The 12344-nt window shown below is 59.8% G+C and carries 9 protein-coding genes and 1 tRNA gene; 9 read left to right on the top strand and 1 reads right to left on the bottom strand.

The window, feature by feature from the left end:
* Window positions 1-52 precede the first annotated feature (52 nt).
* The 9 genes from QN399_RS06205 to QN399_RS06165 all read left to right on the top strand — a co-directional run bounded on the left by QN399_RS06205 (window position 53) and on the right by QN399_RS06165 (window position 11334).
* Window positions 53-1336, top strand: coding sequence for an FAD-binding oxidoreductase (locus QN399_RS06205; RefSeq protein WP_323565828.1), 1284 nt, complete (start codon window positions 53-55; stop codon window positions 1334-1336).
* Window positions 1337-1477: 141 nt separating this feature from the next.
* Window positions 1478-2026: a cupin domain-containing protein gene (locus QN399_RS06200; protein ID WP_322179335.1), complete on the top strand. Its 549-nt coding sequence runs from the start codon at window positions 1478-1480 to the stop codon at window positions 2024-2026.
* 182 nt (window positions 2027-2208) lie between these two features.
* Window positions 2209-5274, top strand: a complete 3066-nt coding sequence (gene fdnG / locus QN399_RS06195) for a formate dehydrogenase-N subunit alpha (protein WP_330200705.1) — start codon at window positions 2209-2211, stop codon at window positions 5272-5274.
* Window positions 5275-6225, top strand: coding sequence for a formate dehydrogenase subunit beta (fdxH, locus tag QN399_RS06190; protein WP_322179333.1), 951 nt, complete (start codon window positions 5275-5277; stop codon window positions 6223-6225).
* Window positions 6222-6887 (top strand): formate dehydrogenase subunit gamma, encoded by a 666-nt coding sequence (locus tag QN399_RS06185; protein ID WP_322179332.1) that lies wholly within the window; start codon window positions 6222-6224, stop codon window positions 6885-6887. Before fdxH ends, QN399_RS06185 begins: the two co-directional genes overlap by 4 nt.
* 4 nt (window positions 6888-6891) lie before the next feature.
* Window positions 6892-7818: a formate dehydrogenase accessory protein FdhE gene (fdhE, locus tag QN399_RS06180; RefSeq protein WP_322179331.1), complete on the top strand. Its 927-nt coding sequence runs from the start codon at window positions 6892-6894 to the stop codon at window positions 7816-7818.
* A 67-nt stretch (window positions 7819-7885) separates the two neighbouring features.
* Entirely contained in the window at window positions 7886-9316 is a 1431-nt protein-coding gene (selA, locus tag QN399_RS06175) for an L-seryl-tRNA(Sec) selenium transferase (protein ID WP_330200704.1), read from the top strand.
* Complete coding sequence (selB, locus tag QN399_RS06170) at window positions 9313-11226, top strand: selenocysteine-specific translation elongation factor (RefSeq protein ID WP_330200703.1); 1914 nt, start codon at window positions 9313-9315, stop codon at window positions 11224-11226. The genes selA and selB overlap by 4 nt, the downstream gene beginning before the upstream one ends.
* A 12-nt stretch (window positions 11227-11238) precedes the next feature.
* Window positions 11239-11334 (top strand) — tRNA-Sec (locus QN399_RS06165).
* A 29-nt stretch (window positions 11335-11363) separates the two neighbouring features.
* Here the strand turns inward: QN399_RS06165 and QN399_RS06160 are convergent.
* The gene (locus QN399_RS06160; RefSeq protein WP_322179328.1) at window positions 11364-12263 is read right to left on the bottom strand and encodes a LysR substrate-binding domain-containing protein; all 900 of its coding nucleotides are present in this window, start codon (window positions 12261-12263) and stop codon (window positions 11364-11366) included.
* Window positions 12264-12344 lie beyond the last annotated feature (81 nt).

The raw sequence follows: 12344 nt of genomic DNA, 5'->3' as shown, positions 1-12344 counted from the left end.
CTCTTGAAAAAGGCGGACACATGCGCAGATGTGTGTCCCGCCGAGGAATTCAATCATGCAACCTTACGTAAATAGCTACTACGCCGCGACCCGGAACAACGTCGGCGATTTCCCGATTCTTGACCAGGTTATCGAATGCGATGTCTGTGTGATCGGCGCGGGATACACCGGCTTGTCATCGGCGCTGTTTCTCACCGAAGCAGGCTACAGCGTGACCGTCCTGGAAAGCGCCAAAGTGGGCTTCGGGGCGAGCGGTCGCAACGGCGGTCAACTGGTCAACTCGTACAGCCGTGACGTCGATGTCATCGAACAGCGTTACGGCGATAAAACCGCGCAAGTGCTGGGAAGCATGATTTTCGAGGGGGGAGACATCATCCGCCAGCGAATCAAGCAATACGACATCCAATGCGATTACCGCCAAGGCGGCATTTTCGCTGCGCTCAACAAGAAGCAACTCAAAGGTCTTGCAGGGCAAAAAAGTCATTGGGAGCGCTACGGAAACCAGCAACTGCAGATGCTCAGTGCCGCCGACATTGCTAAAGAAGTCGGTACTGATAATTATGTCGGTGGCCTTCTGGACATGTCGGGTGGGCACGTTCATCCGTTGAACCTGGCGCTGGGTGAAGCGGCGGCCATCATTCGGCTGGGCGGTAAAATCTTCGAGCAGTCGGCCGCGATCAACATCGCTTACGGCGAGCCTATCGTTGTGAGCACGGCCAAAGGCCAGGTCAGAGCAAAGTACCTGCTGATTGCGGGCAACGCTTACCTGAACGAAGACCTGGACCCGCGCGTGACGCGCAAGAGCATGCCGTGCGGTTCACAAATCGTCGTGACCGAGCCGTTGTCGGAGAAAGTTGCCAAGAGCCTGATCACTCATAATTACTGTGTCGAAGACTGTAACTACCTGCTCGATTACTTCCGGCTCACGGCGGACAACCGCCTGCTTTACGGGGGTGGGGTGGTTTACGGTGCCCGCGAGCCAAAAGACATTGAGCAACTGATCCTGCCCAAAATTCTCAAGACGTTTCCGCAGTTGAAAGGGGTCAAAATTGATTACCGCTGGACAGGCAACTTCTTGCTGACCATGTCCCGCATGCCCCAGTTCGGTCGTGTTGAAAAAAATGCCTACTACATGCAAGGCTACAGCGGGCATGGCGTGACCTGCTCGCACCTGGCCGGGAAACTGATCTCGGAGATGATCCGTGGTGACGCGGAACGCTTCGACGCGTTTGCATCGCTCCCGCACATGCCGATGATGGGTGGCAGGGCATTCCAGGTTCCACTTACGGCCCTGGGTGCCACGTATTACGCCATGCGTGACCGGTTCGGCATCTAGCACACATTGATTGCGGCGGCCCGTTCAACGCAGGCCGCCGTTCTTTTTGTCGGCCACTTATGCAATCGGCTGAGCTCTATGAACAAACGTGATTTAATACTCGACGCTCTACCCTTTGAGTATTTTTCACATAAGGCTGCCATGGACACGGGGACACGACTCAAATTAGTACGTGAAAGCTACAAACTGTCTCAGCGCGAGCTGGCCAGGCGTAGCGGCGTCACGAATGCCACGGTCTCCCTGATTGAGCAGAATCGTGTAAGCCCTTCAGTCAGCTCTCTGAAGAAATTGCTCGGCGGCATACCCATGTCGCTGGCGGATTTCTTTACCTTTGATCAACCCCCTCGGGAGGACCGCTACGTCTTCCGCGCCAATGAACAACCCGATCTGGGCCGTAATGGCCTGCGTCTGTTGCTCATAGGTGCGACCGTGGCGAGTCGGCAGATGCGTTTTTTGCGCGAGCAATACGCACCAGGCGCGAGTTCTGGCGAGGAACCCATCGTGCATGCCGAAGGCGAGGAGTGCGGACTGGTGACACGCGGCACGGTCGAGTTGACGGTTGATGGCCAGGTCAGCGTGCTCAATGCCGGTGACGGTTACTATTTCTCCACCACCTTGCCTCACCGGTTCCAGAATATCGGGCAGGACGAGGCTGAGATCATCAGCGCGAACACCCCCGCGAACTTCTGATATCCAGCACCTTGATCAGGGATGGCTGGCAGTTGGCGATCACCGGCGATCCGGTTTCATTACAGCGCTTGCAATCTTGACTAAAGTATCAAGTGTCGGCGGCCGCGCCGTCGACGCAAGCGTGATCGTCCAAGACACCCCGGCCACGTCCAGAGTGTCCTCCACCTGATCAGGAGTACACGATGGATCTCAACCGTCGTCAGTTCTTCAAGGTCGCCGCTGTTGGACTTGGCGGCTCAAGCCTGGCCGCGCTAGGCATGGCCCCGGAGCCAGCCTTCGCCGAGCACGTGCGTCACTTCAAGCTGGCCCACACCCATGAAACCCGTAACACCTGCCCCTATTGTTCGGTGGGCTGCGGCTTGATCATGTACAGCCAGGGCGATACGGCCAAGAACGTCGCCCAAAGCATCATCCACATCGAAGGCGATGCTGACCATCCGGTCAACCGCGGCACTTTGTGTCCTAAAGGCGCTGGCTTGCTGGACTTCATCCACAGTCCAGACCGTTTGCAATACCCGCAGGTGCGCAAGGCGGGTAGCGATGAGTGGATGCGGGTGTCCTGGGATGAAGCGCTCGACCGTGTCGCCGACCTGATGAAGGCGGACCGTGATGCCAACTTCATCGAGAAGAACGCCCAGGGCCAGACGGTTAACCGCTGGCTGTCGGTGGGTTTTCTCGCCGCCTCTGCGGCGTCCAACGAGGCAGGGTACCTGACCCATAAGGTCATTCGAAGTCTTGGCATGCTGGGGTTCGATAACCAGGCGCGTGTCTGACACGGTCCGACGGTGGCAAGTCTTGCCCCGACGTACGGCCGTGGAGCCATGACCAATACGTGGACCGATATCGCCAACGCGAACTTGATCCTGGTCATGGGTGGTAATGCTGCCGAAGCTCACCCGTGTGGCTTCAAATGGGTGACTGAAGCCAAAGCGCACAATCAGGCGCGGCTGATCGTGGTCGACCCACGGTTTACCCGTACCGCCTCAGTGGCCGACTATTACGCGCCAATTCGTACCGGCAGCGACATAGCGTTCATGGGTGGGCTGATCAACTACTTGCTGACTGAAGACCAGATCCAGCACGAATACGTGCGGGCCTATACGGACGTGTCGTTCATTGTGAAGGCGGGCTTCGGCTTCGAAGACGGCTTGTTCACCGGCTACGACGCGGCCAAACGGACCTATACCGATAAATCAAGCTGGGGTTACGAACTCGGTGAGGATGGCTTTGCTAAAGTCGATCCGACCCTGCAAGACCCGCGCTGTGTCTATCAGTTGATGAAGCACCACTACAGCCGCTATACCCCGGAGCTGGCCAGTCAGATCTGCGGCATGCCGCAAGACGCCATGGTCAAGATATGGACCGAGATTGCCACCTGCGCGCAACCGGGCAAAACCATGACGATTCTCTATGCCCTGGGCTGGACGCAGCATTCGGTCGGCTCACAAATGATCCGCAGCGCGGCCATGGTGCAACTGTTGCTGGGCAACGTCGGCATGCCAGGCGGCGGGGTCAATGCCTTGCGCGGGCACTCCAACATCCAGGGCCTGACGGACCTCGGACTCTTGTCAAACTCGCTGCCCGGCTACCTGACACTGCCGAGCGATGGCGAACAGGACTACGACGCCTATGTTGCCAAGCGTGCGCTAAAGCCGTTGCGTCCAGGGCAGTTGTCCTACTGGCAGAACTACGGCAAGTTCCACGTCAGCCTGATGAAATCCTGGTACGGCGCCAACGCCACGGTGGAAAACCACTGGGGCTACGATTGGCTGCCCAAACTCGACATCCCCAGCTACGACATCCTGAAAATGTTCGACATGATGGGCCAGGGCAAGGTCAACGGCTACATGTGCCAGGGCTTCAACCCCATCGCGGCGTTGCCTGACAAAAATCGGGTAACCGCAGCGTTGGCCAAGCTCAAATGGCTGGTGGTAATGGACCCGCTGGCAACCGAAACCTCAGAGTTCTGGCGCAATGTCGGGCCCTACAATGACGTCAATACCGCCAGTATCCAGACCGAAGTCATACGTCTGCCCACCACCTGTTTCGCCGAAGAAGACGGCTCGCTGGTGAACAGCAGTCGCTGGTTGCAATGGCACTGGAAAGGCGCCGACGGCCCTGGAGAAGCCCGCACCGACGTGCAGATCATGACCGAGCTGTTCCTGCGTCTGCGCCAGCGCTATCAGGCCCACGGCGGTGCATTTCCCGACCCGATCCTCAAGCTCAGTTGGCCCTACAAGATTCCGGACGAGCCATCACCCGAGGAGTTGGCCCGGGAAATCAATGGCAGCGCTACCGCCGACTTTACCGATGCCAGCGGCGCGGTGGTCAAGAGCGGCCAGCAGCTGCCCGGTTTCGCCCAGCTCAAGGACGACGGCAGCACCGCATCAGGCTGCTGGATTTTCTGCGGCAGCTGGACCGAACAGGGCAACCAGATGGCCCGCCGCGACAACAGCGACCCTTATGGCATGAAGCAGCACCTAGGGTGGGCGTGGGCCTGGCCGATGAACCGACGCATTCTCTACAACCGCGCCTCGGCCGATCCGCAGGGCAAACCCTGGGCCGAGAACAAGCGTCTACTGTGGTGGACCGGCAAGGTCTGGACCGGCACTGACGTTCCCGACTACAAGGCCGATGTGGCGCCAGAAGCGGGCATGAATCCCTTCATCATGAACCCCGAAGGGGTGGCGCGTTTCTTTGCCGTCGACAAAATGGCCGAAGGGCCGTTCCCGGAACATTACGAGCCGTTCGAGACGCCTATCGGCATCAACCCGCTGCACCCCAACAACAAAAAGGTCACGAGCAATCCGGCTGCCCGTATTTTCGATTCAGTCTGGGACTCGCTCGGGACGGCCAAGGACTTCCCCTATGCCGCTACCAGTTACCGGCTGACAGAGCACTTTCACTTTTGGACCAAGCATTGCCGGCTCAACGCAATTGCCCAACCCGAGCAATTTGTCGAGATTGGCGAAGTCCTGGCCAAGGAAAAGGGCATCGTCGCGGGCGACCGGGTACGGGTCAGCTCCAAGCGCGGGCATATCGAGGCGGTGGCGGTGGTGACTAAACGGATTCGACCGCTGCAAGTCAACAACCAGACGGTGCACCATATCGGCATCCCGCTGCACTGGGGCTTTACCGGGCTCACCCGCCATGGCTACCTGACCAATACCCTGGTGCCATTCCTCGGTGACGGCAATTCCCAGACTCCGGAATCCAAGTCATTCCTGGTCAACGTGGAGAAAATCTAGATGGCCAGCCAAGACATTATCGCCCGCTCGGCCACCACCACCGTACCGCCCTCGGTGCGTCAGCAAGAGGAAGTGGCCAAGCTGATCGACACCACCAAGTGCATCGGTTGCAAGGCGTGTCAGGTTGCCTGTTCGGAATGGAATGAACTGCGCGACGAGGTCGGCCACAACCACGGGACTTACGACAACCCCCAGGACCTCAGCGCCGAGACCTGGACGCTGATGCGCTTCACTGAGCATGAAAACACGGCCGGCAACCTGGAATGGCTAATCCGCAAGGATGGTTGCATGCATTGCGCTGACCCTGGCTGCCTGAAGGCATGCCCGAGTCCGGGGGCAATCGTCAAACTCGCCAACGGCATCGTCGACTTCAATCAGGACCATTGCATCGGCTGCGGCTATTGCATCACCGGCTGCCCCTTCGATGTCCCGCGCATCTCGCGGAAGGATCACAAGGCCTACAAGTGCACGCTGTGCTCGGACCGGGTGGCAGTAGGTCTGGAGCCCGCTTGCGTCAAGACCTGCCCGACCGGAGCAATCGTGTTCGGCAGCAAAGAGGACATGAAAGAGCACGCCGCCGAACGCATCGTGGACCTTAAGTCCCGGGGCTTCGAGCACGCGGGTCTGTACGATCCTTCCGGGGTCGGTGGTACCCATGTGATGTACGTGCTGCACCACGCCGACGATCCTTCGCTCTACGCGGGCTTGCCGAAGGACCCGGTGATCAGCCCGTTCGTGGACCTCTGGAAAGGCGTGAGCAAACCCCTGGCGTTGCTGGCCATGGGGGCGGCGGTGCTGGCGGGCTTTTTCCATTACGTGCGCATTGGTCCGCAGCGGGTCGAGGAAGACGAACATCAGGCAGGCAAGGACCCCAGCGTGCACGAAGTCGACCCGGCCGTGCATGTCTATGATCCGCATAACCCAGGCTCTCGCGGGGAGGACAGACCATGAACCACAAACCGATCCTGCGTTACACCGCCAATCAACGCACCCACCATTGGCTGGTAGCGATTCTGTTTTTCATGGCGGCCCTGTCAGGATTGGCATTGTTTCACCCGGCGCTGTTCTGGCTCAGCCACGTGTTTGGCGGCGGACCCTGGACACGCATCCTGCACCCCTTCATGGGCGTCCTGATGTTCCTGCTGTTTCTGGGGCTGGTTATCCGTTTCTGGCGGGCTAACTTCTTTATCGCCAACGACCGCCTGTGGCTCAAGCGGATTAACCGTGTAATGCGTAACGAAGAGGAGGGCGTACCGCCAATCGGTAAGTACAACCCTGGGCAGAAACTGCTGTTCTGGACTTTACTGATCTGCATGTGGGTGCTGTTGTTCAGCGGTCTGGTGATCTGGCGCGTCTATTTCAGCAACTACTTCAGTATCACGGCCATTCGCCTGGCGATGCTGTTGCATGCGGTGGCGGCCTTTGTGCTGATACTGAGCATCATCGTGCATATCTATGCGGGCATCTGGATCAAGGGTTCTGTGAACGCCATGCTGCATGGCTGGGTCAGCAGTGCCTGGGCAAAGAAACACCATGAGCTCTGGTACCGCGAGGTAACTCGCGATGACAACCGTGTTGAGCGTCCCGACCGTCCGATAACCAAAAAGGGATGAGTTCTTGAGCACGATACTAGAGCCCGGACAGATCGAAGCGTCAGCCAGTGCGCCGCCGTTTCTGTACCTGCCACCGCACACTCTGTTCACGTTACGTGCCCAACGTCTGGAACAGGTGGGCCATGGGCATCCGCTGGCCGACTATCTGATGCTGATAGCCTCTCTTTGCCGCGTCCAGCAGAGCCTGATGGATCAACCGCCGTCAGCCATAATCCCAGACCCCGAGCACGTGCTTTTATGTCAGCAACACGGCTTGCCGCCGCTGGCCGCCGACAGTCTGGTGCGCGAGGACGGTTGGCAGCCGTATCTGGACGCCTTGCTACTGCGTTATCAGGCACCGCCCCAGCCGCCAGTGCAAAATGCCCTCGCGACCTTGCGCAACGCCAGTGCCGGGCAGCGCAGGGCGTGGGCCATCGCATTGCTCAGCGGTCAGTTTGAGGGGGTGCCCGCAGCGCTGGTGCCGTTTCTCGGTGCAGCCTTGCAGGCCGCCTGGAGTCACTGGTTGCTGCACATGCCAACCGTGGACCTGAAGCCCTGCGACAGTCTCGGCCAATGCCCGGCCTGCGGTTCGCCAGCCATGGCGGGGGTGATTCGCCACCGTGGCAAGTACAACGGATTGCGCTACCTGGTGTGTTCGTTATGTGCCTGCGAATGGCATGTGGTGCGGGTCAAATGCATCTACTGCGAACAGAGCAAGGGGCTGAAATATGTCAGCTTCGAAGATGACCGCTATGCAGCCAATCAGGCGCCCCTGCGGGCTGAAATCTGTCCCGGCTGCAACAGCTACCTGAAACTGCTTTACCTGGAAAATGATGCAGAAGCCGAGGCGCTTTCGGCGGACCTGACCAGCCTGACGCTGGACATGCGTCTGGACCTGGATGGCTACCAACGCCAAGCGCCAAACCTGATGCTCACACCGGGAGGAGGTTGAGCACAGCGGCTACACTCAGGCTTTCTGTATACACGGACCCACTTCCGCGTCATTCCCGGAGCCCTGAATGCCCTCCAATCCTGCCTCCAGCGTCTTGCGCCTGCCCTCGATAGACAGTCTGCTGCGCAGCCCCGCCTGCCAGCCACTGGCAGAACGGTATGGCCGCGATGCATTGCTCGCCACCCTGCGACAATTGCTTGATGACCTGCGCGAATCGGTTCAGCGGGGTCAGCTTGATGCGGTTGAACTCACGGCGCAGGTATTGGCAGGGAGGGTAGGCGAACGCCTGGCAAACCAGCACGCCAGCCGGGTGCGACGGGTGTTCAATCTCACCGGTACGGTGCTGCACACCAACCTCGGGCGGGCGCTGTTGCCGGAGGAAGCCATTGAGGCCATGCAACAGGCTGCGCGCTATCCGCTCAATCTGGAATTCGACTTGCAAACCGGCAAACGCGGTGACCGCGACGACTTGATTGAAGGCCTGATTCGCGAACTGACCGGCGCGGAAGCGGTGACGGTGGTCAACAACAACGCTGCCGCCGTCTTGCTTGCGCTCAACAGTCTGGGCGCGCGCAAAGAAGGCATTATCTCCCGTGGCGAGTTGATCGAAATCGGCGGCGCATTTCGCATTCCCGACATCATGGCCCGGGCCGGGGTCAAGCTACATGAAGTGGGCACCACCAACCGCACCCATGCCCGTGACTACGAAGCCGCCATTGGACCTCGTAGTGGTCTGTTGATGCGCGTGCACACCAGCAATTACAGCATTCAGGGGTTCACCGCTCAGGTGCCCACCGCCGAACTGGCGCAACTCGCCCACCGTCACGGCCTGCCATTGCTCGAAGATCTGGGCAGCGGCAGTCTGTTGGACTTGACCCGCTGGGGACTGCCCGCGGAACCCACGGTGCGTCAGGCGCTGATCGACGGTGCCGATATAGTGACCTTCAGCGGCGACAAGTTGCTGGGAGGCCCCCAGGCCGGCTTGATCGTAGGCCGCAAGGACCTGATCGCACGAATCAAGAAGAACCCGCTCAAGCGTGCGTTGCGGGTAGACAAACTGACCCTGGCGGCCCTCGAAGCGGTACTGGGTTTGTACCGCGACCCCGACCGACTGGCTGAACGCCTGCCTACCTTGCGCCTGCTCACCCGTCCCCAGACCGATATTTTCGCTCAGGCTGAACGCTTGCGCCCTTTACTGGCGCACGTGTTGGGCGACGACTGGGGCGTCGCGGCGTTGCCAGCGCTGAGCATGATCGGCAGCGGTAGCCAGCCCGTGGCCCGACTGCCCAGCGCCGCATTGTGCCTGACACCGCACGCGCCTAAACGGCTGCGCGGGCGTTGGTTGCAGGGGCTGGAGGCGACATTGCGGGGCTTGCCCATTCCAGTGCTCGGGCGCATCGACGACGACGCCCTATGGTTAGATCTGCGCCAGCTTGACGATGAGACGGCCTGGTTGGCTCAGCTTGATCAACTGCAAGGGCAGGGCCGGGCAGGGTGATCGTTGGCACTGCAGGGCACATCGATCACGGCAAGACCGCCTTGCTCAAGGCCTTGACCGGTCAGTCAGGTGACCGCCGCCGGGAAGAGCGCGAGCGTGGCATCACCATCGACCTGGGTTTCATTTACGCGGTGCTGGAGCCCGGAGCGGCGCTTACCGGTTTTATTGACGTGCCCGGTCATGAGCGCTTCATCCACAACATGCTCGCCGGTATTCAGGGCATTGACTTGGTGTTGCTGGTGGTGGCTGCGGATGATGGGGTGATGCCTCAGACCCGCGAGCATTTGGCGATCATCGAGCTGCTGGGGATCCCTCGGGCGCTGGTGGCGATCAGCAAGTGCGACCGGGTGAACGCGGCACGGGTGCGGGCGGTTCAGGTCGAGGTCGAAACGTTGCTCGCGCCCGGGCCCTATGCTGGGGCGCAGCAGATCGTGTTGTCGAGCGTGACCGGGGAGGGTATCGAGACCCTGCGTCAGGCATTGCTGGATGCACAGCGCGAAATTCAGCAACACATTGCCTGTGGCGGTTTCCGCTTGGCCATCGATCGTGCCTTTAGCGTTGCCGGTACCGGCATCGTGGTGACCGGGACGGCCTTGGCCGGACAGGTAACAGTGGGCGACACGTTGCTGCTGGGCGCATCCGGCAAGCCCGTGCGGGTGCGCGGTCTGCATGCGCAGAACCAGGCCGCCGTCGAAGGATCGGCCGGGCAACGGTTGGCGTTAAACCTGAGCGCCGAGCGCCTGGCCCTGGAGCAGATCCATCGTGGCGACTGGTTGCTGGCCGAGTGGCTGTATGCGCCCACCCAACGTCTGGACATCGACATGCAACTGCTTGCCAGCGAGACGCGTACCTTTACACATTTCAGCCCGGTGCACGTACACCTGGGCACTCAAGATGTCACCGCTCGGGTCGCATTACTGGAGGGTGAAAGCCTGGCGCCGGGGCACCGAATGTTCGCGCAATTGTTGGTGAATGCGCCACTGCAGGCGGTGCAGGGTGATCACCTGGTCCTGCGTGACCAGAGCGCCCAACGCACCCTTGGCGGGGGGCGGGTGCTCGACCCGTTTGCACCGGCACGCCAGCGGCGCAGTCCGGCCCGGCTGGCACAGCTACAGGCCTTGGCCGACACCAACACCCTGGAACAGGTCTTGCCGACGCTGTTCGGCAATAGCGACGCAGGGCTCGACCCACAACGCCTTGAGCGCCAGTTCAATCGCCTGCGCGCCACGTGGCAGCTACCGGCCGATATCCTCGTGATTGCCACGCGCCAAGGGCCGCGATTGTTCAGCGATGCCCATTGGCAGGCCCTGAAAGCCCGGATGCTGGAGCAACTCGCGCGCTTTCATCAACTGGAACCCGACCAATTGGGACCGGACCGTGATCGTTTGCGTCGATTCGCAGGCATGTCGCTGGACCGACCGACCTTCATCAGCCTGCTCGACGAATTGCTGGCCGGCGGCGCCATTGCCGCCAGTGGCCCTTGGTTGCATTTACCCGAACACCAGGTGCGTCTGAGCGAAGAAGACGAGGTGCTGTGGCTGCAGCTGAAGCCGCTGTTCGAACAGGCGGGTTTCGACTCGCCCTGGGTCCGCGATCTGGCCAATGCGACTCATCATGATGAAGCGGCCGTGCGCTTGCTGCTGCGCAAATTGGCGCGGTTGGGGCAGGTCCATCAAGTGGTACGCGACCTGTTTTACACTGACGCCACGGTACGCCAGTTGGCAGCTATGCTGTTGCAACTGTCCGCGGATAATCCAGTGATACCGGCAGCCGCATTTCGCGATGCAGTGGGCATCGGCCGCAAGCGCAGTATCCAGATTCTCGAGTTCTTCGACCGTATTGGCTTGACCCGACGGCTCGGCGACCAGCGCCGTATCCGTCCGGATAATGCACTCGCACAGAGTTCGTGAGACTGATTTCAAGGAAGGCAATCGCGCCCGGTGGCGCGGCCGGGCTTCAAACCCGGTTGGGGACGGCATCCGTTCCCGGGCAGGTTCGACTCCCGCTGCCTTCCGCCATTTCACCCCGCACAGACGGAGTCCTCAGATCAAGGCGTTCTTCGTGTGCGAAAATCCCGAACTATTTCTAGAAATGAACTGAGAATCGGAGAACGGTCATCGGTCCGGTAAATGCAACTCAAGTCGACTTGAGCGTTATCGGGCTCCTCGCTCAGGGCCCGGTAAACCACGCCCGGCAGAGCAAGCACTGAGGCCGACTCCGGCACCAAGCAGACGCCAAAGTTACTTGCCACCAAGGCCACTCCGGTCACGGTATCGCCCACCTCCTGCGCAACCTGTGGGATGAACCCCGCTTTTTCACACATGCTCATGACTTTATCGACAAAGTTTGGACGCGAGCCCGTGGGAAACAGGATCAATGGATGATTGGCCAGGCAGTGAAACGGGACGATAGTTTCGCGTGCCAGAGGATGATTTTCGTTGACTGCCAGTAACAGCTTTTCCGTGATAACGAGCTCATTGGAAATGTCGGACGACGGCGTGATAAATCGGTTGAAGCCCGCGTCGATTCGACGTTGACGCAAGGCTTCAATTTGTTCGTCCTTATTCATGTTGTGCAAAACAATTTTTACGTCTGGATGGGTGTTGCGGAATGCCAATAGCAACTTAGGGATGGTATCAAGAATGCCCGAGCCAAAGATGCCGATATCGAGCTTGCCCAGCTTCCCCTGACCGGCTCTTTGCGTACGTTCGGTTGCCTGCTCGACCACTGAGTGAATATTGCGAGCTTCAGCGAGGAACAACTCACCGGCCTGAGTCAGTTCCATACCGCGTGGTGTGCGAATGAATAACTGTACGCCCAACTCATCTTCAAGCTGCTGGATCTGTCGAGTCAACGGAGGCTGGGAGATGTGTAAACGGATGGATGCCCGGCGCATATTCAGTTCCTCCGCAACAGCGATGAAGTAGCGAATATGGCGTAGATCCATGTGCGGTAAACCTTTCGGGTGATTGCTCAGTACGCGAGAGGCACTGAGGGGAGGCGATCATGGTATTGGAGTTCCACGCAT

Origin of the sequence: Pseudomonas sp. 10C3 (genome assembly GCF_036346185.1) — a bacterium.
In the GTDB taxonomy this organism is placed as follows: domain Bacteria; phylum Pseudomonadota; class Gammaproteobacteria; order Pseudomonadales; family Pseudomonadaceae; genus Aquipseudomonas.
The sequence above is the reverse complement of the archived record's forward strand: the minus strand, read 5'-3'. Positions and strand labels throughout refer to the sequence as shown.

What these genes read in the sequence shown, in the direction of transcription:
- QN399_RS06185 (WP_322179332.1), top strand. Translation starts at nt 6,222, where the DNA reads ATGAACCACAAACCGATCCTGCGTTACACCGCCAATCAACGCACCCAC.
- selA (WP_330200704.1), top strand. Translation starts at nt 7,886, where the DNA reads ATGCCCTCCAATCCTGCCTCCAGCGTCTTGCGCCTGCCCTCGATAGAC.
- fdxH (WP_322179333.1), top strand. Translation starts at nt 5,275, where the DNA reads ATGGCCAGCCAAGACATTATCGCCCGCTCGGCCACCACCACCGTACCG.
- QN399_RS06200 (WP_322179335.1), top strand. Translation starts at nt 1,478, where the DNA reads ATGGACACGGGGACACGACTCAAATTAGTACGTGAAAGCTACAAACTG.
- QN399_RS06160 (WP_322179328.1), bottom strand. Translation starts at nt 12,263, where the DNA reads ATGGATCTACGCCATATTCGCTACTTCATCGCTGTTGCGGAGGAACTG.